This is a genomic window from Stenotrophomonas sp. 1L-E-5-B-C3 (assembly GCF_057292075.1).
On sequence record NZ_JBXAWS010000012.1, the window covers coordinates 17345 to 44209 of the forward strand.

Sequence of the window (26865 nt, forward strand, 5' to 3'; positions counted from 1 at the left end):
TCCCCTCCCCCACCTCGCCCCCGCCCCTACCGATGCCCGGTGAATTCAGTCTCCACGGAGTGTTCGTCCCGACCCTGCTCGGGTTGATGTTGTTGGCCTATCTGGTCAACAGCGGCCTGCACGCGCTGCTGCAGCGTGCCGGCGCCTATCGCCATGTATGGCACCCGGCGCTGTTCAACCTGGCCCTGTACGGGATCGTGCTTGGCCTGCTGTTCCACCTCCTGCGTTGGATGCAATCGTGAACAAGATCGTGAAGAAGACCCTGCCGGTGCTGCTCACCAGCGCAGCCGTGATCGTCGCCCTGCTGGTGCTGCGCCAGCTGTGGGTCTATTACATGGATGAGCCGTGGACCCGCGATGCCCATGTCGGCGCCGACGTGGTGCAGGTGGCGCCGGACGTGTCCGGGCTGGTGGAAACGGTGCAGGTGGCCGACAACCAAGCGGTGAAGAAGGGTGACCTGCTGTTCGTGGTCGACCGAGCCCGTTACCGCATCGCGCTGGAGCAGGCCAAGGCCAGCCTGGGCGAGCGCCAGGCCTCGGTGGCACAGCTGCGCCGCGAGATCGGCCGTGACCGCAGCCTGCAGGACCTGGTCGCCGCCGAGGACGCCGAAGTGCGCCGCGCCAAGCTGCAGGCCGCACAGGCCGCGCTGGCCACCGCACAGGCCGCGGTCGACCTGGCCGAGCTCAACCTGAGCCGCACCGAGGTGCGCGCACCGGCCGATGGCCGGGTCAACGACCGCACCATGCGCGTGGGTGACTACGTGGTGGCCGGCAAGCCAGTGCTGGCGCTGCTGGATACCGGCTCGTTCCGCATCGATGGCTACTTCGAGGAAACCCGACTGCGTGGCGTCGCGCCGGGGCAGCGCGTGGACATCCGCCTGATGGGTGAATCGACCCCGCTGCGCGGCCATGTCGAGAGCATCGCCGCCGGCATCGAGGACCGCTACCGCAGCAATGGCAGCACCCTGCTGCCGAACGTGACCCCGGCCTTCGACTGGGTGCGCCTGGCCCAGCGCATCCCGGTGCGCATCGCCATCGACGAGGTGCCCAAGGGCGTCGAACTGATCGCCGGCCGCACCGCCACGGTGACCGTGGACACCGGCCGCCACCCGCACAACGACAAGGCCGGCACCGCGCCGACACAGGCGGGCCTGTGAACGCCGCCCTGCCCCGTCTCGGCCTGATCGTCGCGCTGGCCAGCCTGGCCGCGTGCAGGACCGTCGGCCCCGACTACGCATTGCCGGAAGGTTCGGCGTTCAAGCGTCCGCAGGCCAATGCCGCCTTCATCGATACGCAGAACCCGCAGATTGCCGCCAACCAGGCGCTGCCCGACCGCTGGTGGTCGCTGTACAACGACCCGGTGCTGGATCGCCTGATCACCCAGGCGCTGCGTGACAACGTGGAACTGAAGGCCGCCGATGCGCACCTGCGCCGTGCCGCGGCGGTGTACGAACAGGCACTGGATGCCGGTGGCTTCGAGTATGAAGCCGAAGCCGGTGCCAGCCGCGCGCAGCTGTCGGCCGAATCGTTCCTGCAGGAGCACGAGCTGCCGGTGATCAACCTGGCCGATGGCAAGTTCGCGGTCAGTTACCAGTTCGATCTGTTCGGCAAGCTCAAGCGCGGCGCCGAAGCGGCCCGTGCCGACGAGCAGTCGGTCGCTGCGGCACGCGATCTGGCCCAGGTCAGCGTGGTCGCGCAGGTGGCCGACAGCTATCTGGAAATCTGCCACGCCAACCACGAACTGCACGTGGCCGAGCATTCCCTGCAGCTGCAGCAGCGCAGCCGCAGCGTTACCGAGCGCCTGATCGCGGCCGGCCGCGGCACGCCGCCGGAACTGGCCCGCGCCAATGCCCAGGTGGCGCTGCTGGAAGCTGCACTCCCGCCGCTGCAGGCGCAGCGCTCGGCCGCCGCCTATTCGCTGGCCGCCCTGCTTGGACAGACCCCGGGCCAGCTGCCGGCCGGTGTAATCGACTGTGCACATGCCCCCAGCCTGGCGCAGCCGCTGCCGGTCGGTGATGGCCGTGCACTGCTGCAGCGTCGCCCGGACGTGCGCCAGGCCGAGCGCAAGCTGGCCTCGGCCACCGCGCGGATTGGCGTGGCCACCGCCGAGCTGTATCCGGACATCCGCCTGGGGGCCTCGCTCGGTGCCGCTGGCCTGCTCGAGGACTTCGGCACGCCGATGACCCAGCAGTGGTCGATCGGCCCGCTGATCTCGTGGACGCTGCCGTCGTCCGGCACGCACGCACGCATCCACGCCGCCGAAGCCGGTGCCGATGCGGCCCTGGCCGAGTTCGACCACACCGTGCTGCAGGCGCTGCGCGAGACCCAGACCGCGCTGGACCGCTATGCGCAGGACCTGCGCCGCCTGCAGTCGCTGCGCATCGCGCAGGAGCAGGCCGCACTGGCCGCCGAGCAGAACCGCCGGCTGTACCAGGGCGGCCGCACGCCGTACCTGTCCAGCCTGGATGCCGACCGCAGCCTGGCCACCAGCGATGCCACCCTGGCGGCCGCCGAAGCGCAGGTCTCGCGCGACCAGATCCACCTCTTCCTGGTGCTGGGTGGCGGTTGGCAGGCCAGCGCCGCCGCGCCCAACGCCTCGACCGCAGCGAAGTAAGCCATGAACGCGCTGACCGACCGCCAGGCCTGGCTGTTCTCGATCAAGACCTACCTGGCCGCGGTGGCCGCGCTGTACATCGCCATGGCCGGCAACCTGTCGCGCCCGTACTGGGCGATGGGCACGGTGTACATCGTCAGCCAGCCGCTGCTGGGCCCGACCCGGGCCAAGGGCGTGTACCGCATCGTCGGCACCCTCGTGGCCGGCCTGGCCACCCTGCTGGTGTTGCCGGCGCTGGTGGAAACGCCGCTGGTGCTCAGCGCGGCGATGTCGATCTGGCTGGCCGGCTGCCTGTTCATGGCCCTGCTCAACCGCGGCCCGCGCGGCTACGCGTTCCTGCTGGCCGGCTACACGACGGCCTTCATCGGCTTCCCGGCCGTGACCTCGCCGGAAACCATCTTCGACACGGTGGTGGCACGCAGCGAGGAGATCATCCTCGGCACGGTGGTGGCGGTGCTGTTCGCATCGCTGCTGTTCCCGGCCTCGGTACGCCCGATGCTGCGCGCGCGCATCGGCAACTGGATGGAGGACGCCGCGCAGTGGTGCCGGCAGATCCTTGAACGTGGCCGCGCGCATGCGCCGCGCAACCGGCTGGCCGCCGACCTGGTGCAGTTCGAGGCGCTGATCGAGTTCCTGCGCCGCGATGATCCACGCCATGCCGGTTCGGCGGTGTCGATGGAGCGCCTGCGCGAGCGCATGCTGCTGCTGTTGCCGGTGCTGTCCTCGATTGCCGACCGCCTGAGCGCGCTGCGCAGCGATGGCCACGCCCTGCCCGAAGGCCTGCCGGCGCTGGTCGATGACATCCACGACTGGCTGGACGGGCCGACCAACGCCAGCGAGTACGCCCGCCTGCGCGCGCGCATCAGCGCACTGAAGCCGCAGGTGGACCGCGACCTGCAGCATCTGCAGCTGGCCAGCCTGCTGCTGCGCCTGGAGGAGCTGGTGGACCTGTGGCAGGACTGCCGTACCCTGCAGCATGCGATCGACCACGGCACTGCGCCGCTGGACCGCGCGCACTACCGCATCCGCACCGAACGAGTGCCCGCCGACAAGCACGTCGACTACGGCATGGCGCTGTTCTCCGCGCTCAGCGCCGGCGTGGCGCTGATGAGCTACTGCGTGCTGTGGATCGGCCTGGGTTGGGAAGGCGGCGGCAACGGCGCGATGATGGCCGCGGTGACCGCCGCGTTCTTCGCCGCACAGGACGACCCGGCACCGAGCATGGTGTCGTTCCTGGTGTGGGCGATGGTTGCCTCGGTGGTGGCCGGTGTGTACCTGTTCGGCGTGTTCCCGGCGGTGCACGACTTCGGCCTGCTGGCACTGGTGCTGGCGGTTGCGTTCCTGCCGCTGGGGCTGATGCTGCACCATCCGAAGAGCGCGCTGTTCGCACTGCCGCTGACGGTGAACCTGGCCGCGCTGCTGAGCCTGCAGAACACCTACAGCGCCAACATCCAGACCTTCCTCAACTCGTCGATCGCGATGTTCATCGGCATTGGTTTTGCGGTGGTGATGACCCGCCTGTTCCGTTCGGTGGGTGCCGAGTGGACCGCACGCCGACTGGTGCGGCAGGGCTGGACCACGCTGGCCGAAGCCGCCGAGGGGCGGGGCCAGCAGGATCGGCAGCGCTTCGCCGCACGCATGCTCGACCTGCTGGGCCTGCTCGCCCCACGACTGGCGGCGACGCCGGAGGGCAGCGACATCGCCTCGGTGGACATGCTCAACGAAGCGCGCATCGGCCTGAACATCCTGCAGCTGCGCCGCGCGCGACTGGAACTGCCCGAGCGCAGCCGCGAAGCGGTCGAGCACATCCTGGAAGAAGTGGCCGTGCACTACCGGCGACAGATCGCCGCGCGCAAGCCGATTGTGGCGGCCGAAGCGCTGCGCGAGCGGCTGGATACCTCGCTGGGCCGGGTCGGCAGCGTGGCCGCGTGCAAGGCACGCGACGAGGCGCTGATGGGCCTGATCGGCCTGCGCTTCGCGCTGTTCCCGGAGGCCAAGGCATTGGCGCCGGGGCTGGCGATGAGTGCGGACGCACAGCCGTAGCGCGATACCCTGTGCGACCACAGACTCCGCGCAGGGGTCAGAGCCCTCTCCTGCAGAGAGGGATCCGACCCTGCCGCTGCAACAGGACGGTTCAATGAGTTACGACATGATGGTGTTCGAGGCCAGTGCCGCCCCACGCGAGGCCGCGGCCTTCATCGCTTGGTTCGAGAAGCAGACGCAGTGGAACGAGCGCCACGAGTACGACGACCCAGTGGTCAGCAGTCCCGCGTTGCAGGCGTGGTTCGCGGAGATGGCGCAGGAGTTCCCGCCAATGAACGGGCCGTTGAGCAATGACGAGGACGACCGTGCCGAGGTGACCGAGTACAGCATCGGTAGTCAGGTGATCTACGGCGCGTTCGCCTATTCGGTGGCCGAACGTGCGCATGGCCGCGTGCAGGACCTGGCCGAGAAGCACGGCGTGGGCTTCTTCGACGTGAGTGCCGACGAAGCGGCGATCGTGTTCCCGGATGGCCTGGTGTTGATCGCGGAGTAACTGGGGTCGGAGCCCGTTCCCGTTGGGGACGGGATCCGACCCCGCGTCAGAACAGCTGGCCCTGCACGGTGGGCTGTTCGATGCGCGCCGGTGCTTCAGCCACCTCTTCCGCACCCAGCCGCCAGGCCAGACCACCCAATCGGCTGGCGTGGCGCTTCAATGCGGCCTGCAGCACATCGGCGCTGCCCGCCACATGCAGCACCTGGCGGGCGCGGGTCAGGCCGGTGTAGACCAGTTCGCGTGACAGCACACGGCTGTCCTGGCGTGGCAGCTGCAACCACACTTCATCGAACTCCGAACCCTGCGCCTTGTGCACGGTCATCGCGAAGGCGCTTTCGTGCGCGGGCAGTGCCGCCGGATGGAAGGCGCGCGGCTGGTCGACGCTGTCGCCAGGGAACCAGGCCACCATCGCACCGCTGCCATCGCGCAGGCAGATGCCGATATCGCCGTTGAACAGGCGATGCCGGTAGCTGTTCTCGGTGACCAGCAACAGGCGACCCTGGAAGTAGCCGGGGGTGTTGCCGGCCAGCAGCTGTTCGATGCGGCTGTTGAGCCCGCGCGCGCCCTGCGGGCCTTCGCGCAGTGCGGTCAGCACGCGCAGGCGCCCGGCCTGCTGCAGGGCAAGCACTGGATCAGCCGCATCGGCCAGTGCGCGCCAGTGGCCCAGCAGGTGCTCGCGCTGGCCACGCAGCGGATCGGCTTCGCCTTCGTGGAAATGCACGCCGGCCAGTTCACCGCTGCGCAGCAGCTGCAGCGCGGTACTGCTATCGCCCTCGCGCACGGCGTGGGCCAGCGGTGCCAGGTCCAGTGCATCGCTCTGCCGGTAACCGCGCTGCAGCTGCACGCGGCGGCCGGCGAAGGCGCGTGGTGCGGCCTGTGGCTGCAAGGTGGCCGGCGCCAGCAGGCCGTGCAGCGCTTGGGCGTCATCGGCGCGGGTGCCGATGCCGTCACCGCTGGCACGCAGGATCGCGCTGAGCACATCACCGGCCTCGACCGAGGGCAACTGATCGGGATCGCCGAGCAGGATCAGCCGGGTGCCGCTGGCGATCGCGTCGACCAGCTTGGCCATCATCGGCAGATCGATCATCGAGGCTTCGTCGACCACCACCACGTCCACCGGCAGCGGATTGTCGGCGTGGTGGCGGAAGCGCGGTGAATCGGGAATCACGCCGAGCAGGCGATGCAGAGTGGTGCCGGTACTGGGCAGCGCCGTGCACAACGCCGGGTCCAGTCCTTGTTCCTGCAGCCGTTGCACGGCGACGCGAAGGCTCTCGGCCATGCGCTCGGCGGCACGCCCGGTGGGCGCGGCCAGCGCCACCTCGGGCAGCGGCTGGCCGGTGTGCCGGGCCTGCGCGGCCAGCAGCAGCAACAGGCGCGCGATGGTGGTGGTCTTGCCGGTGCCGGGGCCGCCGGTGACCAGCGCCAGCGGATGGCGCAGGGTCACGCCGGCGGCGCGTGCCTGATGATCTTCGCCGCCCAGTGCCTGCGGGAACAGCTGCGCGAACAAAGGCGCCAACGCTGCCATGTCCGGCGCCGGCAGCGGATGCCGGCCGATGCGCTGCAGCCCAGCCGCCAGCTGACGCTCGTACTCGCGATAGCGGCGCAGGTAGAGCAGGCCGTTCTCCAACACCAGCGGCGCATCCTCGGCGATGGCGTCGGCCTGCTCCGGCGTCGCGACCCACGGCGATGCGCGCAGCTGTGCCAGCCAATCCTGCGCGGCAGGCCACTCGGGTACACCTTCCAGCAACCGCTGCGGTTGCGCCGGATCGATCGCAGCATGGCCTTGCGATACCGCCAGCGACGCAAGCGCAGCCGCCAGCGCCACGCTCTCGGGCGTGTCGTCGCGCAGCCGCTGCAGGCTGGTCGCCAGTGCATGGTCGAGGGTGCGCAGCAGGCCCTTCTGGTGCAGTTCCTTCAGCAGGCTCATGCACTGGCTCCACGGGCACGCGCAGCCAGTTCGGCCTGGGCCTGTTCGCCACCGGCGAACAACGCATCCAGGGCATCCACCAGCGCCAACGGGAAGCGGTCCACATGCACACCGTTGCCGGCGGCATCCAGGCCACGGCAGAACAGATAGCGGATTCCGCCCATGTCGCACTCGTAGTCGTAGGCCGCACCCAGGCGGAAACGCAGCCAGCGATGCAGGGCCACGGTGTAGATCAGCGCCTGCAGGTCGTACTCGCTGTGGCGCATGGCAATGGCCAGCAGGTCCGGGCTGTAACCAGGCAGGCGGTTGGACTTGTAGTCGAGCACGTACCAGCGGCCATCACGCACATAGGTCAGGTCGATCATGCCGGTCATCAGCCCTTCCAGGCGGCGGCGCTGGCCGAAGCCGCGACGCGTACTGGAAACCCCATGTGCATGCAGCACCTGCAACAGCGCCGGTACCGTGGTCGGTTCGATGGCGAAATGGAAGTCGATTTCCGCGCGGCGCTCGCCTGCACCCAGGCTGTGCAGCGCACCGCCTTCGGGCAGCGGCACGGTGAGCGTGTGACCGACCAGCGGCACCAGCACCGCCACGCCATCGTCCAGATCAACGTCGGCATAGCCTTCGTCGTGCAGCGCCTTGCGCAGCACTTCGGCCTGGCCCTCTGGGGCTTCCAGACCCGGCTGCCAGTCACCCCATGCAGCGAAGTCGACGTTCTCCATCGCTTCGTGCAGCACGTTGCCGAAGCGACTGCCCATGAAGCGCGGGTCGACCGGTGTGCTGTCTTCGGCCGCCGCGGCGGGTTCCGGCAGCGCCGGTTCCAGTGGCAGTTCCGGGCCAGCGGGTTCGTCGGCAGCGGGCGCCGGCAGCTCGGTGGCGGCGGCCTCGATATCACTGCCCGCGCCGGCATCGGCGTGGGCCAGCTGGGTGAAGCTGTACACCCACCAGTCGTGCGGGACGCGCCGGGTCAGGGCACGCACCGCCGGAAGGTCACCTTCCACTTCGGCCGCCAGCTGCGGCAGCGCGGCCGCTGCCTCACTGTCATCGATGTGCACATCGGCGTGCGCGCGCAGCGCCTGCAGGTCACCCAACAGCGGCGCCAGCCGCGTCCTGCCGAGCCCGGCCAGATCACCCACGGCGATCCACAGCGCATGCTCGGCGCGGGTCAGGCCGACATACAGCAGGCGTGCATCCTCGGCGCGCTGCTCGCGCTCACGTTGGCTGCTGGCCGCTTCCCAGGCCTCGTCCTTGTCCAGCTTCCAGTGCAGCTGGCGCTGGCCGCCGACGTGTACGGTGCAGTGCGAGGCGGTGTTCGGTGCGCCGCCGTCGATGCCGACGAAGGGCAGGAACACCAGCGGATATTCCAGGCCCTTGCTCTTGTGCAGGGTGATGATCTGTACCCGGCGCGCATCCGATTCCAGGCGCAGCAGCTGCTGCTCGTCATCCTGGTCGGCACTGGCCATCTGGCCCTGCAGCCAGTCCAGCAGGCCATGCATGCCCAGCGCCTGCGCCGAGGCTTCCTGCAGCAGTTCACCCAGCTGCAGGTAGTTGGTCAGGCGGCGCTCGCCGTCGATCAGCGCCAGCAAGCGTTCGCCCTGTGCGGCACAGACGTCGGCGATCACTGCGAACGGTCCGCCGCGCTGCCAGCGCTCTCGCCAGTGCAGCAGCTGTGCCTGGAACTCGCGTTGCAGGTCGCCCTCGCGCTCCATCGCCGCGATCGCGCTGGCGCGTTGACCGAGCAGAACAGTGGCCAGCACCGCACGCAGGCGGCCTTCGTCGGCGGGTTGCAGCAGCGCCAGCAGCAGCGCGCGCAGATCGCGCGCTTCGCTGGTGGCGAACAAGCTCTGCTTGCCGGCTGCCACCGCGGGAATGCCGACCGCAGCCAGCGCGCGCTGCACCAGGGTGGCCTCGCGATGCGAGCGCACCAGCACCGCGATATCACCGGGCTGCACCGGGCGCCCACGCAACGCGGCATTGCCCGCACGCGCCTCGACCAGGATCTGGTGAATCGCGGCCACGCAGGCCTGGGTCGCCGCATCGCGCGAGGCATCGGCGCTCATCGCCTTGTCCCCGCCGCTGCGCAGCACGCGCAGGGTGAGTGCCGTGGCGGCATGGCCGTCGCGCAGGTAATCCTCATCGGTGCGCACGCCACCGGGGCGCACCGCCTCGAACTGGATGTCGCGTTCGAGGAAGGCGTCTTCGCCACCGTTGTCGTACAACGCCTGCAACGCGCGCAGCACAGACGGTCGCGAGCGGAAGTTCTGGTCGAGCACCGGCGCCTGCTGCGCCACCTGCTTGGCCTTCAGGTAGGTGTGGATATCACCGCCGCGGAAGCCGTAGATCGCCTGCTTGGGGTCGCCGATCAGGAACAGCGCCGGCGCCAGGCCGAGTTCGCGCACCTCCGGCGAATCGCCGAACACGGTATGGAAGATGCCCCACTGGCGGTCGTCGGTATCCTGGAACTCATCGACCAGCGCGATGCGGTACTGCGCGCGCAGTTGCTTGACCAGCGTCAGCCGCTGAGGGCCTTCCAGTGCCAACGCCACGCCATCGATCAGGTCGTCGTAGGTCTGTACCCGGCGCGTGCGCTTCAGCGCCTGCAGGCGCTGCGTGGCTTCGGCGCGAAGCGCGTGCAGGAAATTCAATGCAGTGGCACGCAACCAGGCATCGCGTTCGGCCAGCAGCGCTACATAGCGCGCCAACGGTTCCTGCAATAGCGACGACGGCGTGCGGTCGAGGAATTTCTTGTTGGTCTTGTCGGCCAGCACATCCGGCAGCAGCGCCGGCAGGCGCTCGCTGGCCAGCAGCTCGCGCGGGTCGCCGCGCTCAGCCCAGGCCAGCAGCTGCCGGCCCAGCGGGTGCAGCCAGCCCAGCTTGTAGGACACGCCGTTGATCCACTTGTTGTCGACGGCATCGCAGAGGTCGATGAAGAACTGCTCGCCATGTTCGCGCACGCTTGCGGACAGTGCCTCGGCCGCGCTCTGCAGCGCCGGGTGTGGATCAGCCAGCGTCACCGGCTGTGGCAACGGGTGCAGTGGCGGCGTGCCCAGCAGCGCGCGCAGATCGGCCGCCAGCGCGTCCGGGTTGGACCACAGCCAGGTCAGCGGCTCCAGCGTGGCCGGGTCATTGGCATGCACGCGCCACAGATCAGCGGCCAGCTCCTCCAGCAGTTCACGATCGCTGGCCAGCAGTTCCGGCGGATCAAAGGTGTGGCCGCTTTCCAGCGCATGCTCGCGCAGCACGCGGGTGCAGAAGCCGTGGATGGTGAAGATGGATGCCAGGTCGATTTCGTCGGCAGCCACCTGCAGGCGGCGCTTCAATGCAGAGGCGCTCTCGGAGCCGCCCTGCAGATGACGCTGCAGCACGTCGCGGGTCAATCTCGCGTCGGGTGCTTCACCCTCGGCCGGTTCCAGATCGACCAGGCGCGCGGCCAGCGCCAGGCGCTCACGGATGCGCTTGCGCAGTTCCTGGGTGGCCGCATCGGTGAAGGTCACCGCCAGGATCTGGCCGATGCGAAGGCCCTGCTCCACCACAAGGCGGGTGAACAACGTGGCCAGGGTGAAGGTCTTGCCGGTGCCTGCGCTGGCTTCAATCAGGCGGATGCCGTCCAGCGGCAGGACCAGGTAGGGATCGCCCGCCATACGCTGGGTTTCCTGATCGGCGATGGCGGTGTTCATGCGTTGCCCTCCTAGCGTGCTTCGGTACCGAGAGTGCGGCCTTCGCGCACCGCGCTGAAGACCACCTGGCTGTTGCGCAGCAGCTCGGCATAGCTGGCATCGGTGGCGAACGGGTCGGCACCGCGCAGCAGCAGCTGCCAGGCGTCGCTGCTGGATTCGCCCCAACTGCGGTCGCTGCCATGCCACTGCTTCCAGCCTTCGCTGCGCTGTTTTTCTGCCGGTGCGTTGTACAGCACCCAGCCGGTATACGGGGCAAAGCGCAGCGGCTCACGCAGGCCGCGCTGGCGCAATTGCAGCAGCGCACGCAGCGCGGCGCGTGCAGCGGGGGCGCTCAGTGCTGGCAGCACATGCGGGCCGGGACCGGCGTCACCGCCATCGTGGAACTGCACCAGCGGCAACGCATCGCCGGCGGCGTTGGCCAGCAGCCAGTCCAGGCCCTGGCGGATCACTGCATTGCCATTGAGCGTGCCGGCCCGCAGGCGCACCAGCCCTTCGGGATGCCGATCAGCCACGCGGCCGTGCAGGCGCACGCCGTCGATGTCCACTTCGTAGCGACGGCTTTCCAGCGGTTCGCCCTGCATCCAGCCCAGCAGCGCACTGGCATACGGGCGCGTCTTCAACTGCTCCACCTCGAACTGGCGCTCGCCCAATGGACCCGACGGCAGCAGTCCACGCGCGCGCAGTCGCGGATACAGCGGCTCGGAATCGCCGCTGAGCGTGGCGCGCACCACGGCCGCCTGCACGCTGCGCTTTTCCGGGCCGCGCGATGACAGCACCAGCGGTTCCAGGTCATCGACCTCCTCGACATCGTCGGCCAGGCGCAGGCCCAGCGACTGCGCGAGGAACTGCCCGGCCGGGTCGCACAGGAAACGGCGCAGGGTATCGAGCGCGACCTCGTCTTCCACTGCATCGTCGAGCGGCGGCGGCAACGGTGCGTCGAACCACGGCTGCAGGCCGCCGCGCTGGCCGGTGAGGCGGCCGGCAGCCGGATGCCACTGGCGGCGATAGCTGAAGCGACGCGGGTCGCCATCACCGAATGCGGCGGGCGAGAACGGCTGCAAGGCATGGCGCACGGTGAAGTCGCGGACCGCCGCAGGCGGATCGAGGTGATACGCAGCGGCGGCATCGATCAGTTCACTGACCAGCACCGACGGCTCGCGCACGCTGCCATCGCGCGGATCGGCGCCGAGATAGCTGAGATAGAACACCTCCTGCGCGGCGGCGAACAGCTGCAGGAACAGGAAACGGTCGTCCTCGCGGGTGGAGCGGTCGCCCGGTCGGCGGCGCGGCGTGTCCAGTTCGGCGGTGAGCTGGTTGAGACCGGCCGCCGGGTCACGGCGCGGGAAATCGCCATCATTGAGGCCCAGCACGCAGATCACCCGGAATGGCAGCAGGCGCATCGGCACCATGCGGCCGAAACTGATGCCACCGGTCAGCAGCGGTGCGCGCGTATCGGCCTCGGACAGTGCACCGGCAAAATGCGAACGCACCACCTCCGGCGGCACGCCGTCTTCGAAACCGGCCTTGGCGGCATCGTCGGCAAACTGGTTCAGCAGCTTGCGCAGGCGCTCCAGCGCGCGCTGGCTGTTGGGCGAACTCGGCGCGGTCGGCAGCAGCGCATCGAGCAGCGACAGCAGGCGCTGCCGCCACTGCGCCGGGGTCAGCAGCTCACCGAGGCGACGCTGATAGACCGCCAGCACGCGCAACAGGCGCAGCAGCCGGTCCAGCGCGTCCAGTGCACCACCTTCCAGTTCGATCCACGGCGCGACACCGGCCAGGTCGGCCTCGCTGCCGGTGGCGTGACCGAGCACCAGGCGGTCCAGTGCGAACTGCCAGGTGTAGGCGTCGTCGGCCGGCGCCTGGTGCTGGTGGCGGTGCTTCGCATCCAGGCCCCAGCGTGCACCGGCCTGCTGCAGCCAGCCGTGCAAGCGGTCGAAGTCCACCGCTTCCAGCCCGGCCGCTTCGGCCAGCGGTGCACTGGCCAGCAGGTCCAGCACTTCATTGAGCCCGAATCGCGATACCGGCAGGCCCAGCAGGTGCACGAACACATCGGCCAGCGGTTCACCGGCCAGCGGGCTGCTGTCGGCCAGCGCATAGGGGATGTGCTCCTCCTCGCCACCACGGCCGCCGAACACCGCTTCCAGGTACGGCACGTAGGGATCGATGTCCGGCGCCAGCACCGCGATCTCGCGCGCCTGCAGCGGCGGGTCGAAGCGCGGGTCCTGCAGCAGGCTGCGCAGCTGGTCGTGCAGCACCTGCAGTTCGCGCAGGCGGGTGTGGCAGGCGTGCACCTGCAGGCTGGGGTCGTCGCTGCGCAGGCCGTCGCGCAGCTCGCCCGAGGGCAGCGCGCGGCGGTGGAACAGATCGCGTTGCAGGCGATGCAGCAGGCTGTCGGACAGGCCGCCTTCGTCCAGGGTCGGCCGGGTGTCCTCCTCCGGATCGGAATAGGCCGCAATCTCGCCGGCCGGGTGCACCACCTCGTAGCTGCCCAGCACCGCCATGAAGTCGCGGCCCGCCGCGCCCCAGGCTTCCAGCAGGCGGTTCTCGCCGGCCGCTTCACCGAAGGGATCAGGCGCGCCGCTGCGCAGGCGCTCGGCCAGGGTCTGCAGATCGCCCCAGTACGACTGCACCGGGGTGGGCATATAGAAGTGCAGCTCGCCGACCCGTGCCTGGGTGGCCATCACCCGCAGCACATCGGGCGAGATGTTGAGCGTCGCGAACGCGGACATGCGCAGCGGCAAGCCCTGCGGCAACGGCTTACCGGCGCCCTCGAAGCGGTCCAGGTATTCCTGGATGCGGCGCGCGCGATAGTCGTGGCCGTGGGTGATGGTGCGCCACAGGATCGCCTGTGGGTCGGCCGGATCGGCACCGGCGGCCCAGCGCAGCAGCCAGTCACGGCGCCAGGCCTGGTACTTCTCGAACACCGAGGCCAGCTCGCCGGCCAGCGCCCACGGCTTCAACGCGTCGCCACCGGCAAGATAGGACTGCAGCGCGCGCATCGGTGGCTGCGCCAGCAGTGCCGGGTCACGCAGTGCCTGGTACAGCTTCCAGTGCAGGCCGGCTGCATCCAGGTCGTCCTGCTCGCCGCTGATGTTGGCCTTCAGCGCGCGGGCCACGAATTCGCCCGGGGTGAGGAATTCGAGGTTGGCGGCAACGCCGAATTCCGCGGCCAGTGTCGCTTGCAGCCAGCGCCGCATCGCCACCTGCGGGATCAGCACCACCTCCGGCGCCAGCAGCGGCTGGCCAGGTACCGGCGCACGCACGTTGCGTGCCAGCAGCGCGGCCAGCACGTCCAGGGAGTTGGAATGGTAGAGGCGGAAATCGCTGCCCGGGTCACTCATCGTGCACAGTGTGCAGCACGGCGCGCAGTATTCAATGATCCGGGCCATCGCCGGTACGGATTGTTCCGGGACCCCTGCCGATTGTCCCGGCCTGCGCGAGGCCTTGCCGTGCAACAATACTGGACCGTCCAGTCTGCTTATGTTCAGCAGACGGGCCCGATCCTTCGATGTCTAAAAAACGTTAATGGTGCCCATGTCGGCTTCCGCCTCCAGTCTGGTGCAGTTATCCAACGTCCGCATCGACCGGAGCGGGCGCACGATCCTGCGCGACGTGTCGCTGCAGGTGCCCAAGGGCAGCATCACGGCGGTGCTCGGTCCGTCCGGCAGTGGCAAGTCGACCCTGCTGGCGGCGCTGACCGGCGAACTGCGCCCGGTCGCCGGCGAGGTCACCCTGTTCGGCAAGCCGATTCCGCACGACAGCGGCGCGCTGCTGGAAATGCGCAAGAGCGTGGGCGTGCTGCTGCAGGGCAATGGCCTGCTGACCGACCTCACCGTGGCCGAGAACGTGGCGCTGCCGCTGCGCACCCACACCCGCCTGCCCACTGCGGTACTGCGCCGGCTGGTGCAGATGAAACTGCATGCGGTGGGCCTGCTGGCCGCCGCCGATGCCTGGCCGCGTGAGCTGTCCGGCGGCATGGCGCGCCGCGTGGCGCTGGCCCGCGCGCTGGCACTGGACCCACCACTGATGATCTACGACGAGCCGCTGACCGGGCTGGACCCGATCGCCTCGGGGGTGATCATGAGCCTGATCCAGCGCCTCAACCACAGCCTTGGCCTGACCAGCATCATCGTCAGCCACCACGTGCACGAGACCCTGCCGATCTGCGACCAGGTGATCGCGATCGCCAATGGCGGTGTCGTGTTCCAGGGGTCTCCCGAAGCGCTGCAGTCCAGCCAGGATCCGCTGCTGCGGCAGTTCCTGCATGGCCAGCCCGATGGCCCCATCCCGTTCGATGCCGCACCGCGTGCGAGGGTTGCCTGATGCCGTTCGTGCAAGCCACCCGTTCACTGGGCCGCGCCGGCCTGTTCTCGCTGACCGTGCTGCGCGGTTCGCTGCCGACCCGTGATTTCCTGGCCGAGCTGACCCGCGAGATCTACAAGATCGGTGCGCGCTCGCTGCCGATCATCGCCGTCGGCGGTGCCTTCGTCGGCCTGGTACTGACCCTGCAGGGCTACCGCACGCTGACCACGTTCGGTGCGGCCGACGCACTATCGACCCTGCTTGGCCTGTCGCTGTACCGCGAACTGGCACCGGTGCTGACCGCGCTGCTGTTCATCGGCCGCGCCGGCAGCTCGATCGCCGCCGAACTGGGCCTGATGCGCGCCACCGACCAGATCAAGGCGCTGGAGCTGATGGCCATCGACCCGGTGGCCAAGGCCGTCGCGCCACGCTTCTGGGCGGCGGTGCTGACCGTGCCGCTGCTGACCGGCATCTTCTGCTCGCTGGCAATCAGCGCCAGCTACTTCGAAGCCGTGCACGTGCTCGGCCTGGACAATGGCGTGTTCTGGTCGGCGCTGCGTGGCAGCGTGGACTTCTGGGACGACTTCGGCGTGGCGATGCTTAAGTCGGCGATCTTCGGCGGCACTGCCGCGCTGGTGGCCGCCTATGTCGGCTTCCACGCCGAACCGACCATTGAAGGCACCTCGGTCGCCACCACCCGCGCGGTGGTCAACGCCTCGCTGCTGGTGCTGATGTTCAACTTCGTGCTGTCGGCAATGTTGTTCACCTAACCCCTCCATCGGCGGCGCGCATCGGCGCGCGGCCACCACGACTGATCAGGTACTCCACATGGCCATCCGCGGTCCCAGACTTGAATTCTCTGTCGGCGCTTTCCTGCTGCTGGCCCTGGCCTCGCTGATGGTGCTGGCCGTGGCCTCGACCAACCAGCGCTGGAGCTGGGGTGGCGAAGGCTATGAACTCAAGGCCCGTTTCTCCCAGGTCGGCCAGCTGCGCAAGCAGGCGCCGGTGAAGATCGGCGGCGTCACCGTTGGCCAGGTCGCCGCGATCGACCTGGACCCGGTGAAGTTCGAATCGATCGTGACCCTGCGCATGGACAGCAAGGTCAAGGATCTGCCGGCCGACACTTCCGCCGGCATCTTCACCAGTGGTTTGCTGGGCGAGAGCTATATCGGTCTTCAGCCCGGCGGCGATCCGGACGTGCTCAAGCCCGGTGAGGAGATCGTCTTCACCCAGCCGGCGGTGGACCTGATCCAGCTGGTCGGCAAATACATGTTCAGTGGCGGCGCCGGTGGCGGCGCTGCTCCGAAGCCCAACGATGGCGCGCAGGCGCCTGCAACGGAACCGCAACCATGAAGATGAAACTGATCCCGGCCCTGCTCGCCTCGTCGCTGCTGCTGGCCACCCCGTTCCTGGCCCAGGCGCAGGCCAGCGCTCCCGCCGCTGCCGCGACGCAGGGCCAGGCCGGCAAGGTGGTGATCGATGCCAGCAGCCGCATCCTGGCGACGCTGCAGCAGCGCAAGAGCGAGTTCACCAGCAACCCGGCCAGCCTGCGCAGCTACATCGACAGCGAACTCAACCGCACCTTCGACCGCGACTATGCCGCGCGCCTGGTGCTGGGTACCCACGCACGCGGTGCCGCCGATGCGGACATCAAGCTGTTCGCCAATGCCATGGCCGATAACCTGATGCAGCGCTACGGTTCGACCCTGCTCAACATCCAGGGCAAGCCGAGCTTCCGCTTGAAGAGCGAGAGCCCGCTGCCGGGCAACCGTGGCGTGCGCGTGCTCACCGAGCTGGTGCGCGCCGGCAGCGAACCGACCCCGGTGGAGTACTGGATGCGCAATGAAGGCGGCCAGTGGAAGATCTTCGATGTGAACATCGAAGGCATCTCCTACGTGCAGACCTTCCGCAACCAGTTCGATGCTCCGCTGCGCCAGAAGGGCATCAAGCAGGTGGCCACCGAGCTGCAGAGCGGCAGCATGCAGGCCGGGCCCGCGGGCAATGGCAAGTAACGCGCTGGCGCTGCTGGAAGGCGACACCCTGCGCCTGCGCGGGGTGCTGGACCGTGCCGCGGTGATCGCGCTGTGGCCGCAACTGCAGGCACTGCCGGCGAAACTGGCACGGCTGGAGCTGGGCGAGGTCGAGCGCGTGGACAGCGCCGGCCTGGCCCTGCTGGCCGAGCTGGCCGCGCGTGCACGCACGAGCGGCCATCCGCTGGCGATCTCCGGCGCGCCGGCCGGCTACAACGAATTGAGCGCGGCCTACCGGCTGTCGCCCGACCTGGATTTCAACGCTACTTCTGCTGCGAGCTGACATGAACGTCGTACGCACTCTCCCCCTGATCGTCCTGGCCACCGCCCTCACCGCCTGCGCCGGCAAGCCCGCGCGCAGCGATGCACCGGTTGCCAGCACCGTGGTCCCGGCCAGCACCACCGCCGAGGCGCCAGCCGTCGATACTGCAACGGCCGAAGCCGGCTCGGCAGCGCCCGTTGCCAGCCCGCCGGCTGCGGCCAGTCTGCCTCCGGCCGCGGCCGCTTCCAGCGCCGACACCGACGCTGCGAAGACCGCAGCCGCCACCGCACCGGGCGGTGACGACGACTTCGACGCCCTCTACGGCGGTGCCGGCAACACCGGCAGTGCAGCGGCCTACGACCCGTGGGAACCGTTCAACCGCAAGGTGCACAAGTTCAACAACGCAGTCGACCGCGGCGTCGCCCGTCCGCTGGCCACCGCCTATACCCACGTGGTGCCGCGCTTTGCGCGTACCGGCGTCAGCAACTTCTTCAGCAACCTGCGTGCGCCGGTGACCATCACCAACCAGCTGCTGCAGGGCCGCGGTGGCGATGCCTGGGACAGCCTGGGCCGCTTCCTGATGAACAGCACGCTGGGTATCGGCGGCCTGTTCGATCCAGCCAGCAAGGCGATGGTGCCGCGTCGCAATGAGGACTTCGGGCAGACCCTGGGTGCCTGGGGCTGGCGTCGTTCGCGTTACGTGGAACTGCCGTTCTTCGGCCCGCGCACCGTGCGCGATGTGTTCGGCCTGGCCGGTGACATTCCGCTGTCGCCGATCCGCCGCATCGAAGAGGACAAGCTGCGCATCGGCCTGCAGGGCCTGCAGCTGGTCGATACCCGCGCCCAGCTGCTGGCGATCGACGACCTGCGCGACACCGCCGTGGACGAGTACTCGCTGGTCCGCGACGCGTGGATGCAGCGCCGCAACTACCAGATCGAGAACGATCTGCGCAGCAAGCGCGACCGTGGCCACGACGATGCCAATTCGCCGATCCCGGTCGATGCGATGCCGATGCCGCAGTGGACGCACTGAGTCCTTCCATCGGCGCATGAAAAACCCCGCCTCGGCGGGGTTTTCTTTTGCGGCCCTGGATGGGGTCGGAGCCCTTTCCCATGGAAAGGGATCCGACCCCGACCGATCAGGCGGCCAGCGCGGCTTCGATCGCCTCGCGCACGCGCGCATCGTCAGCGGCCACGTCCGGGGCGAAACGGGCGATGACCTTGCCATCACGGCCGACCAGGAACTTCTCGAAGTTCCACAGCACCGCCGGTGCCGGATGGATCGGAATCTCCTTGCTGGCCAGGCGCTCGCGCAGCGGGCCTTCACCGATCGACTGCGGCTGGGCGGCGGTCAGCTGCTGGTACAGCGGGTGGGTGTCGTCACCGGCCACGCTGATCTTGGAGAACATGGGGAAGCTGACGTCGTAGGTGAGCTGGCAGAACTGCTGGATTTCCGCCTCGCTGCCCGGCTCCTGGCCGAGGAAGTTGTTGGCGGGGAAGCCCAGCACTTCCAGGCCCTGTGCGTGCTTTTCCGCATACAGCGCCTGCAGGCCTTCGTATTGCGGGGTCAGGCCGCACTTGGAGGCGACGTTGACCAGCAGCAGTACCTTGCCCTGGTAGTCGGCAAGCGAGGACGGCTGGCCGTCGATGGTGGTGAGGGAAATGTCCTGGATCGGGGTGCTCACGCGGGGCTCCGGCAACAGCGGGGAATGGCCCACCAGCATAGCGCCGCGCGATGCCGGTAGTGCCGGCCGCTGGCCGGCAATCATGCGACCGTTCGCAAGGGTTCATGAGGTTGCCGGCCAGCGGCCGGCACTACGATCAATCCACGCAGATCGTGCCCAGCGCCTTTCCATCCTCGATGCGCTGGCGGCAACCGAAGTTCTGGCTGGCGTCGCGCTGGCAGGTACCGGTGGCCGCAATGCCGGCGGCCACTTCGCCCGTGGCCAGGCACTGGCCGGTGCAGTCGCTCTTGCGGCTGCAGGCCTTGCCGGCATCAGCATGGGGAATCACGCATTGCTCGCGCTGCAGCCGGCCGAGCCGCTGCAGGGTGCCACCCGCTGCCTGGCAGTCGACGTCACGCGCTTCGCGGTACGCCTCGGCTGCTTCAGGGCTGGTGGCTGCGGCAGGTGTCGCCGCCGTATCGGCAGCCGGCGGTGCGCTGCTGCAGGCGGCAAGCAACGCGGTCAGGACGAGGCTGGTACAGAGGCACAGGCGCATGGCGGTACCTGATCGAGACGGACAGGCCGCCAGCATACGCATCGACGATGCAGGCGGCGTGTCCGCGTGACTCAGGTCTCGTCGGTGTCGCCGTCGCTGCCTTCGTCCTCGCCCGCCGCATCACTCTCGGCCAGATCGCCCAGCAGCGACTGCGCCTGTTCGGATGCCAGCGACTCCACGCCACGCAGGCGCCGTTCGATCGTACGCGTCTTGCGGCTGGCCTCGCCGATGCTGCGACTAACCGTGGTGATCTGCTTCTCGGCCTTTTCCAGGATGCCGGCGAACTTGCCGAACTCGCTCTTCACCGCACCCAGCAGGCTCCACACCTCGCTGGAACGCTGCTCGATGGCCAGCGTGCGGAAGCCCATCTGCAGACTGTTGAGCAGGGCGGTGACCGTGGTTGGCCCGGCCACCACCACGCGGTGCTCGCGCTGAAGCAGATCAACCAGGCCCGGGCGCCGGATCACTTCGGCATACAGGCCTTCGGTGGGCAGGAACATCACCGCGAAGTCGGTGGTGTGCGGCGGCGCGATGTACTTGTCGCAGATCGACTTCGCCTGCACGCGTACCGCGCGCTCCAGCTGGATGCCTTGCAGGCGCACACCCTCGGCGTCGCCCTGCTCCTGCGCGTCCAGCAACCGCTCGTAGTCCTCACGCGGGAACTTGGAGTCGATCGGCAACCACACCGGCGTGTCGTCGCCGCTGCGACCTGGCAGGCGCACCGCGATATCAACCATCTCGCCGCTGTCCGGGCGCACCTTCACCGCACGTGCGTACTGCTCCTGGGTCAGCGTCTGCTCGAGAATGTTCTCCAGCTGCACTTCGCCCCAGCTGCCGCGGTTTTTGACGTTGGTCAGCACGCGCTTGAGGTCGCCGACGCCGGTGGCCAGCTGCTGCATCTCGCCGAGGCCGCGCTGCACCTGCTCCAGGCGTTCGGAGACCAGCTTGAAGGAATTGCCCAGGCGGGTTTCCAACGTCGACTGCAGCTTCTCGTCCACGGTGTGGCGCATCTGCTCCAGCTTCTGCGCATTGTCGTTCTGCAGCGCGCGCAGCTGTTCTTCCAGGGTCGTGCGCATTTCAGCGATGCGTTGCTCGTTGCGCTGGGTCAGTTCCTGCAGGCGCAGGCCCAGGCTTTCGGTCAGGCGCTGCTGCGACTGCGCACCTTCCTCGCGACCCTTGCGCGCATCGTCCACCAGGGTCTGGCGCAGCGCGCCGAGCTGGGTATCGGTGCGCCCGGTGAGTTCCTGCAGCTGCTGGCCGAAGGCATGGATGCGTGCCTCCTGCTGCTGGCCGAACACTTCCAGCTGCGCGCGCAGTTCATGCAGGCGTTGGCCCATCAGCGCACCACTGCGCTGCTGGCTTTCAGCCGCTTCGGCACGCGCCTTGCGCGCGTCTTCGCCGAGCGCTTCGCGCAGCAGGTCCAGGCGCTGGTCGGTGCGGGTGGACAGATCGGTCAGCGCACGGGCGAAGCCATCGAGCTGTTCGCGCAGTTCACTGCGCCCGGAGCGCGCTTCCTCACGCACGGCCTGTTCCAGGCGGTCGTGCGGCGGGCGGCGCAGCAGGGCGACCAGCTGCAGGATGAGCACGGCCAATAGAAGGCCGCCAATAAGCAGATATTCGGTTTGCATGGGGCAAGTGTAGGCTGGCCGAGTCTCAACTGCTGCGTCAGGACCATGCTCACCCTGTACGGAAAGGCGACCTCGATCAACGTGCGCAAGGTGCTGTGGCTGGGCGCCGGGCTGGATCTCCCGCTCCACCACGAACCGGCGCCATCGCCGGCGCTGCTGGCCACGCTGAATCCGAACCTGCAGGTACCGGTGCTGCGCGATGGCGACTTCGTGCTTTGGGAATCCAACAGCATCTGCCGCTATCTGGCCGTGCGTGGCGGCCGCGACGACCTGCTGCCCGCCGCCCCCCAGGCCCGCGCCCGGGTGGAGCAATGGATGGACTGGCAGGCCAGCGACCTCAACAGTGCCTGGCGGCAGGTGTTCATGGCCCGTGTCCGCCAGCATCCGGATCATCCGGATGACGCCCGCGCCGAGGCCAGCCTGGTGCAGTGGAACCGGCTGATGGGCGTCCTTGATGCACAGCTGGCCACTACCGACGGCTACGTGGCGGGCAACACCTTCACTCTGGCCGACATCGTGCTCGGGCTGTCGACCCAGCGCTGGCGCAGTACGCCCGGCAGCAAGCCGGTACTGGCACACGTAGATGCCTGGTTCGAGCGCCTGCACGAACAACCCGGTTTCGCCGAGTACGTCGACAACGGTGTGGCCTGAGGCAGGGGTCAGATCCCTTTCCCAAGGGGAAAGGGATCTGACCCCTTGGGCGCGGAAACAACCTGCCTTACCATCCTTCCAGCACGATCTTGCCCTTGGCGCGATGGCTCTCCAGCAGCGCATGGGCACGCCGCAGGTTGCCCGCGTCGATGCGGCCGAAGTGCTTGCCCAGGGTGGTCTGCAGCACACCGCCATCGATCAGCTCGGCCACCCGGTTCAACAGATCGTGCTGGCGCTGCATGTCGGCGGTGCGGTACAGCGGCCGGGTGAACATCGATTCCCAGTGCAGGGACAGTGCCTTGCGCTTGAGTGCCATCACATCCAGCTGGCCCGGATCATCGATCAGCCCCAGCTGGCCCTGCGGCGCCAGCAGTTCCACGATCTGCGCGTAGTGCTGGCCGGTATGGGTCAGGCTGGCCACGTGCTGTACCTCGCTGATGCCAAGCCGTGCCAGGCCTTCGGCCAACGGCAGGCTGTGGTCGATCACATGATGCGCGCCCATCGCATAGACCCAATCCTGGGTATCCGGACGCGAGGCGGTGCCGATCACGGTCAGCTTGGTCAGCTTCCGCGCCAGCTGCACCAGGATCGAACCAACGCCACCGGCAGCACCGATCACCAACAGGGCCTGCCCTTCGCCACCGCCCTCGGGAATACGCAGGCGGTCGAACAGCAGCTCCCAGGCGGTGATCGCAGTCAGTGGCAACGCGGCGGCGGCGGCATCACCCAGACTGGCCGGCTTGCGGCCGACGCTGCGTTCGTCCACCAGCTGGTACTCGGCATTGCTGCCCGGGCGGTCGATGACGCCGGCGTAGTAGACCGCGTCACCGGGCTGGAACAGGGTCACCTCGCTGCCCACCGCGTCGACGATGCCGACCGCGTCCCAGCCCAGCACGCGCGGGCCGTCGGTGGTCATGTTGCGGCGGACCTTGGTATCGACCGGATTGACCGCCACCGCGCGCACCGCCACGCGCAGATCACGCGGGCCAGGCTGCGGCAGCTCCAGTTCGATGTCGATCAGGGCCCGGGCATCATCGATCGGCAGGCCGGCTTGGGTGTAGGCAATGGCGCGCATGGCAGCGGTCCAGTGGGGAAGGAAGCAACAGGTTGCGCCGCGCGCGCTCCCGCAGAAAGGCGCAGAATCGGGCAGCACTTTCACTCTGGCAATGAAGATGATCCGCTTCGACGATCTGCAGCTGTTCGTCCGCACCGCCGCACTGGGCAGCTTCTCGCAGGCGGCCCGCGAGGCCGATCTGCTGCCTGGCCAGGTTGCGGCGGCAGTGGCGCGGCTGGAGCGCGAGCTGGACCTGCGCCTGTTCGTGCGCACCACCCGCAGCCTGCGCCTGACCGGCGAGGGCGCGCTGTACCTGCCCTATGCACAGGAGGTGCTCGCCACCCTGCGTGAGGGCCAGGCGCGCGTGCAGGGCGAGGATGCCGAACTGCACGGCACCCTGCAGCTGTCGGCGCCATCGGACTTCGGCCGCAACCTGCTGCTGCCGTGGCTGAGCGCCTTCCGCGCCGCGCATCCGCGGCTGCGCCTGCATCTGCGCCTGTCCGACGAAGTGGCCGACGTATTCCGCGATCCGGTCGACGTGGCGATCCGCATCGGCCACTTCGACGACGCCAGCTACGTGGCGTTGCCCCTGCTGGAAGGCAACCGGCGCGTGCTGGCAGCCGCACCCGATTACCTGCAGCGGCACGGCACACCCACGCGCCTGGAGGATCTGCGCGAGCACGACTGCCTGGTCTATCAACTCAATGGCCGCGCCTACGATCGCTGGTCGTTCGACGTGGATGGACGCCGCGTGGTGATGCCGGTGCGCGGCCCATTGGTCTGCGATGATGCCGACGTGGTGCGGCGCTGGGCGGTGGCCGGCGAAGGCATCACCTACAAATCCTGGCTGGACCTGCGCGAGGACGTGCTGGCCGGGCGCCTGCAGCTGCTGCTGGACGGTGTTGGCAGCAGCATTCCGCTGCAGCTGGTGTGCCCGCACCGCAAGCAGTTCTCGCCGGCGGTACGGCAACTGCACGCGCAGCTGCGCCAGCACCTGCAACCGCTGCTGTCTGGCATGCCCAGTGGCCTCACCCGCCCCCTGTCGCCAACTGCGGCGCTGGCCGACAATGGCGGCCCCCCGTAACAAGAGAACGCCGCCATGCCGTGGATGGGCATCCAGGACCTGTGGACGTTTCTGGTCGCCGTGCTGGTGTTTCTCGCCCTGCCCGGCCCCGGCACCTTCACCCTGCTGACCGCCACCGGCCGTGGCGGCGTGCGTGGCGGCTATACCGCGCTGGCCGGCCTGCTGGTCGGTGACCAGATCCTGATGTGGCTTGCGCTGGCCGGCGTGGCCGCGCTGCTCAAGGCCAACCCACTGGTGTTCCACGCGGTGCAGTACCTCGGCGCGGCCTACCTGGTGTGGGTGGGCATCAGCCTGCTGCGCACGCCCAAGCATGAGGGCGGTGACGCCGGCCCGATCCGCATGCAGCCGGGTCGCTACTTCCAGCAGGCGATCCTGGTCAGCCTGCTCAACCCGAAGGCGATCCTGTTCTACATGGCCTTCCTGCCGTTGTTCATCGATCCCAAGGCGCACCAGGGTATCGCTACCTTCGCCGCGCTGGCCGGCATCATCCTGGTAGTCAGCATCGCCTACTGCTCGATGCTGATCGGCGTGGGCAACCTGGCGCGTCGCCGCTTGATCCAGCACCCGCGGATCAGCGATGCGCTGCGCCGCGTGGCCGGCCTGTTCCTGGTGGGGTTCGGCATCCGGTTGGGGCTGAACGGCTGATACCGCAGACGAGCAGGCTCGGCGCTACGTCTGCCAACCAAGGCTGGCATCGACCAGAGGGCGGGATGCGGTCGTCGCCGACCTTGGTCGGCGCTGGCGCCATCGGCGTTCATGAGGCGGGTCTCTACCCGCCGTGCAGTTCCGCGCGCAGGTGGTCAATGAACACCCTCAGCTTCGGCGCCATATGCTCGCGCGCGGGGTAATACAGGTGGAAACCGGGGAACGGCGGTTGCCAGTCCTGCAGCACCGCCTGCAGGCGCCCTGCCGCCAGATCATTGGCCACCAGTGACGCGAACCCCTGCGCCATGCCGAGCCCGCCCAGCACGGCGGCATAGGCCAGTTCGGCATCGTTGAACACCAGCCGCCCATCAACCTCCACTTCCATGTCGTGGCCATCGCGACTGAACTCCCAGGGCATCAAGCGGCCGTTGGCACGACGGTGGACGATGCATGCGTGGCCCTGCAGATCGTGCGGGCTGGCCGGAATGCCGTGCTGCGCGAAGTAACTGGGCGTGGCCACCACCACCTGCCGTTCCGGCGGCCCGATCGGTACCGCGATCATGCCGCGCGCCAGTGATTCGCCGAGGCGGATGCCGGCATCGAAGCCTTCGGCCACCAGATCGGTCAACGCCGGCTCCACGCACAGCTCCACATCCACCTGCGGGTAGCGCGCCAGGAACGAGGGCAGTGCCGGCAGCACCCGGCGCTCGGCGACGATCCTCGGCAGGGTGATGCGCAGCTTGCCGGCAGGAACCGCGCGCGCGCTGTCGAGATCTGCGAACGCCGACTCGATCTGCTCCAGCCCGCCGCGTACACGCTCGAGGAAGCGCGCACCGTGTTCTGTCAGGCCAACCCGGCGCGTGGTTCGTTGCAGCAGGCGCACCCCCATCCGCGCTTCCAGCGCGCGCACGCTCTGTGACAGCGCCGAGGTGGAGATGCCCAGCGCATCGGCAGCGCGGGTGAAGCTGGCATGGTCGGCGACGTGGACGAAGGCGACCACCGCCGACAACGGTGCGGAGGGATTCATTGTGAAGCCAACCTTCATGGTGAGTCCGGTTCCATCCAGTTTATCCACAGGATCGGGCGGCGGATGCTGTGCCTCCCGGCGGTATGCCCGCCTTCCTGTGATAAAACCTCTCATGTCGCTGGACCACTACCGCCTGCTCGGCCGCTCCGGCCTGCGAATCAGCCCGATGGCACTGGGCACGATGACCTTCGGCGCCGATTGGGGCTGGGGTGCGGACGAAGCCGAGGCCCGCCGCATCTTCGACAGCTACGTCGAACGTGGCGGCAACTTCATCGATACCGCGAACAACTACACCAATGGCAGCGCCGAGACCCTGCTCGGACGGTTTGCCCGGGGCCAGCGCGACCGGCTGGTGATCGCCAGCAAGTACACCCTGGCCACTGTGCCCGGCGACCCGAACAACGCCGGCAACCATCGCAAGAGCATGCTGCGCTCGGTGGAGGACAGCCTGCGCCGGCTGGGTACCGACTATCTGGATCTGCTGTACCTGCACGCCTGGGACGACACCACCACCGTGGACGAGGTGATGCGTGGCTTCGACGATCTGGTCCGCAGCGGCAAGGTGTTGTACGCCGGCATCTCCGATACGCCGGCCTGGCAGATCGCGCGCATGCAGACCCTGGCCGACCTGCGCGGCTGGTCGCCGTTGGTGGCGCTGCAGATCGAGTACAGCCTGATCCAGCGCAGCGTCGAACACGAACTGCTGCCGATGGCCGACGCGCTGGGATTGGGCGTGGTGGCGTGGTCGCCGCTGGGCAGCGGCGTGCTGACCGGCAAGTACAGCACGGCCGATCTGGCCAGCGCCGATACGCTGCAGGCCACGCCGGGCGGATCGCGCCGCAGCGTGGCCCTGATCAATGGCGCGTTGACACCCCGTTCGCTGCAGATTGCCGATGAAGTCCGGAAAATCGCCACCGATCTTTCGCACTCCCCCGCGCAGGTGGCACTGGCCTGGTTGCTGCAACGACCCGGTGCAGGTGCGCTGCCGATCATCGGCGCCCGCACTCTGGAACAGTTCGAGCACAATCTGGCCGCGTTGGATCTGGAGCTGCCGACCGAGGCATTGGCCCGCCTCGATGCAATCAGTGCGGTCGCGCCGGCATTCCCGCACGATTTCCTGCAGATGCCGTTGCCGCGAATGCTGATGAGCGGGGGTACCCGACTGCGTCCACGCGCGCGCTGAGGTCGCGGCAGCAGCGCTATGCTGGC

23 protein-coding genes are annotated in these 26865 nt (G+C 68.6%); 15 read left to right on the forward strand and 8 right to left on the reverse strand.

Annotated features, from left to right (window positions below):
* Positions 1 to 32 precede the first annotated feature (32 nt).
* The 5 genes from AC0Z6F_RS15155 (at position 33) to AC0Z6F_RS15175 (ending at position 5149) form a co-directional block, all read left to right on the forward strand.
* Positions 33 to 242: a DUF1656 domain-containing protein gene (locus AC0Z6F_RS15155; protein WP_010487502.1), complete on the forward strand. Its 210-nt coding sequence runs from the start codon at positions 33 to 35 to the stop codon at positions 240 to 242.
* Positions 239 to 1156 carry an efflux RND transporter periplasmic adaptor subunit gene (locus AC0Z6F_RS15160; RefSeq protein ID WP_012512536.1) on the forward strand — a complete coding sequence of 306 codons (918 nt, stop codon included), beginning with the start codon at positions 239 to 241 and terminating at the stop codon, positions 1154 to 1156. Before AC0Z6F_RS15155 ends, AC0Z6F_RS15160 begins: the two co-directional genes overlap by 4 nt.
* The gene (locus AC0Z6F_RS15165) at positions 1153 to 2613 is read left to right on the forward strand and encodes an efflux transporter outer membrane subunit (protein WP_180889606.1); all 1461 of its coding nucleotides are present in this window, start codon (positions 1153 to 1155) and stop codon (positions 2611 to 2613) included. Before AC0Z6F_RS15160 ends, AC0Z6F_RS15165 begins: the two co-directional genes overlap by 4 nt.
* Before the next feature lie 3 nt (positions 2614 to 2616).
* Positions 2617 to 4656: an FUSC family protein gene (locus AC0Z6F_RS15170; protein ID WP_046988843.1), complete on the forward strand. Its 2040-nt coding sequence runs from the start codon at positions 2617 to 2619 to the stop codon at positions 4654 to 4656.
* Positions 4657 to 4750: 94 nt separating this feature from the next.
* Positions 4751 to 5149 carry a hypothetical protein gene (locus AC0Z6F_RS15175; RefSeq protein ID WP_485617634.1) on the forward strand — a complete coding sequence of 133 codons (399 nt, stop codon included), beginning with the start codon at positions 4751 to 4753 and terminating at the stop codon, positions 5147 to 5149.
* A 46-nt stretch (positions 5150 to 5195) separates the two neighbouring features.
* Here AC0Z6F_RS15175 and recD read toward each other — a convergent pair whose 3' ends face one another.
* From recD to recC, 3 genes are read right to left on the reverse strand one after another with little or no spacing between them, the layout of a single operon-like run.
* The gene (gene recD / locus AC0Z6F_RS15180; RefSeq protein WP_485617632.1) at positions 5196 to 7076 is read right to left on the reverse strand and encodes an exodeoxyribonuclease V subunit alpha; all 1881 of its coding nucleotides are present in this window, start codon (positions 7074 to 7076) and stop codon (positions 5196 to 5198) included.
* Complete coding sequence (recB, locus tag AC0Z6F_RS15185; RefSeq protein ID WP_485617631.1) at positions 7073 to 10753, reverse strand: exodeoxyribonuclease V subunit beta; 3681 nt, start codon at positions 10751 to 10753, stop codon at positions 7073 to 7075. Before recB ends, recD begins: the two co-directional genes overlap by 4 nt.
* Positions 10754 to 10764: 11 nt before the next feature.
* Complete coding sequence (gene recC, locus AC0Z6F_RS15190) at positions 10765 to 14094, reverse strand: exodeoxyribonuclease V subunit gamma (RefSeq protein WP_448123600.1); 3330 nt, start codon at positions 14092 to 14094, stop codon at positions 10765 to 10767.
* 193 nt (positions 14095 to 14287) lie between these two features.
* On the opposite strand from recC, the gene AC0Z6F_RS15195 reads away from it, so the two are divergent.
* Genes AC0Z6F_RS15195 through AC0Z6F_RS15220 form a run of 6 tightly spaced genes read left to right on the forward strand, consistent with a single transcriptional unit; the run spans position 14288 to position 18380 of the window.
* On the forward strand, positions 14288 to 15076 hold the full coding sequence (locus tag AC0Z6F_RS15195) for an ABC transporter ATP-binding protein (protein ID WP_032973917.1): 789 nt from the start codon (positions 14288 to 14290) through the stop codon (positions 15074 to 15076).
* Positions 15076 to 15825 carry an MlaE family lipid ABC transporter permease subunit gene (locus AC0Z6F_RS15200; protein ID WP_006404088.1) on the forward strand — a complete coding sequence of 250 codons (750 nt, stop codon included), beginning with the start codon at positions 15076 to 15078 and terminating at the stop codon, positions 15823 to 15825. Before AC0Z6F_RS15195 ends, AC0Z6F_RS15200 begins: the two co-directional genes overlap by 1 nt.
* A 58-nt stretch (positions 15826 to 15883) precedes the next feature.
* A complete protein-coding gene (gene mlaD, locus AC0Z6F_RS15205; RefSeq protein WP_006404090.1) occupies positions 15884 to 16408 on the forward strand; it encodes an outer membrane lipid asymmetry maintenance protein MlaD in 525 nt (174 codons plus the stop codon).
* On the forward strand, positions 16405 to 17067 hold the full coding sequence (locus AC0Z6F_RS15210) for an MlaC/ttg2D family ABC transporter substrate-binding protein (RefSeq protein ID WP_006404092.1): 663 nt from the start codon (positions 16405 to 16407) through the stop codon (positions 17065 to 17067). Before mlaD ends, AC0Z6F_RS15210 begins: the two co-directional genes overlap by 4 nt.
* On the forward strand, positions 17057 to 17368 hold the full coding sequence (locus AC0Z6F_RS15215; RefSeq protein WP_012512544.1) for an STAS domain-containing protein: 312 nt from the start codon (positions 17057 to 17059) through the stop codon (positions 17366 to 17368). Before AC0Z6F_RS15210 ends, AC0Z6F_RS15215 begins: the two co-directional genes overlap by 11 nt.
* A 1-nt stretch (position 17369) precedes the next feature.
* Positions 17370 to 18380 carry an MlaA family lipoprotein gene (locus AC0Z6F_RS15220; protein ID WP_100435660.1) on the forward strand — a complete coding sequence of 337 codons (1011 nt, stop codon included), beginning with the start codon at positions 17370 to 17372 and terminating at the stop codon, positions 18378 to 18380.
* A 106-nt stretch (positions 18381 to 18486) separates the two neighbouring features.
* On the opposite strand, the gene AC0Z6F_RS15225 is transcribed toward AC0Z6F_RS15220, so the two are convergent.
* The 3 genes from AC0Z6F_RS15225 to AC0Z6F_RS15235 form a co-directional block, all read right to left on the reverse strand.
* Positions 18487 to 19032, reverse strand: coding sequence for a glutathione peroxidase (locus tag AC0Z6F_RS15225; RefSeq protein ID WP_012512546.1), 546 nt, complete (start codon positions 19030 to 19032; stop codon positions 18487 to 18489).
* A gap of 136 nt (positions 19033 to 19168) precedes the next feature.
* Entirely contained in the window at positions 19169 to 19567 is a 399-nt protein-coding gene (locus AC0Z6F_RS15230; RefSeq protein WP_485617628.1) for a hypothetical protein, read from the reverse strand.
* Positions 19568 to 19638: 71 nt separating this feature from the next.
* Positions 19639 to 21195, reverse strand: coding sequence for a DNA recombination protein RmuC (locus tag AC0Z6F_RS15235; RefSeq protein WP_485617626.1), 1557 nt, complete (start codon positions 21193 to 21195; stop codon positions 19639 to 19641).
* 45 nt (positions 21196 to 21240) lie between these two features.
* On the opposite strand from AC0Z6F_RS15235, the gene AC0Z6F_RS15240 reads away from it, so the two are divergent.
* Complete coding sequence (locus AC0Z6F_RS15240) at positions 21241 to 21846, forward strand: glutathione S-transferase family protein (RefSeq protein WP_485617624.1); 606 nt, start codon at positions 21241 to 21243, stop codon at positions 21844 to 21846.
* Positions 21847 to 21913: 67 nt separating this feature from the next.
* Here AC0Z6F_RS15240 and AC0Z6F_RS15245 read toward each other — a convergent pair whose 3' ends face one another.
* Complete coding sequence (locus tag AC0Z6F_RS15245; RefSeq protein ID WP_485617622.1) at positions 21914 to 22921, reverse strand: zinc-binding alcohol dehydrogenase family protein; 1008 nt, start codon at positions 22919 to 22921, stop codon at positions 21914 to 21916.
* A 91-nt stretch (positions 22922 to 23012) separates the two neighbouring features.
* Here AC0Z6F_RS15245 and AC0Z6F_RS15250 point away from each other — a divergent pair, with 91 nt between their 5' ends.
* A complete protein-coding gene (locus AC0Z6F_RS15250; protein ID WP_485617620.1) occupies positions 23013 to 23984 on the forward strand; it encodes a LysR family transcriptional regulator in 972 nt (323 codons plus the stop codon).
* A gap of 15 nt (positions 23985 to 23999) precedes the next feature.
* On the forward strand, positions 24000 to 24629 hold the full coding sequence (leuE, locus tag AC0Z6F_RS15255) for a leucine efflux protein LeuE (protein WP_005411716.1): 630 nt from the start codon (positions 24000 to 24002) through the stop codon (positions 24627 to 24629).
* Positions 24630 to 24753: 124 nt separating this feature from the next.
* Here leuE and AC0Z6F_RS15260 read toward each other — a convergent pair whose 3' ends face one another.
* Complete coding sequence (locus tag AC0Z6F_RS15260; protein WP_485617618.1) at positions 24754 to 25656, reverse strand: LysR family transcriptional regulator; 903 nt, start codon at positions 25654 to 25656, stop codon at positions 24754 to 24756.
* A gap of 112 nt (positions 25657 to 25768) precedes the next feature.
* On the opposite strand from AC0Z6F_RS15260, the gene AC0Z6F_RS15265 reads away from it, so the two are divergent.
* The gene (locus AC0Z6F_RS15265; protein ID WP_485617617.1) at positions 25769 to 26839 is read left to right on the forward strand and encodes an aldo/keto reductase; all 1071 of its coding nucleotides are present in this window, start codon (positions 25769 to 25771) and stop codon (positions 26837 to 26839) included.
* The last annotated feature ends 26 nt before the right edge of the window (positions 26840 to 26865 follow it).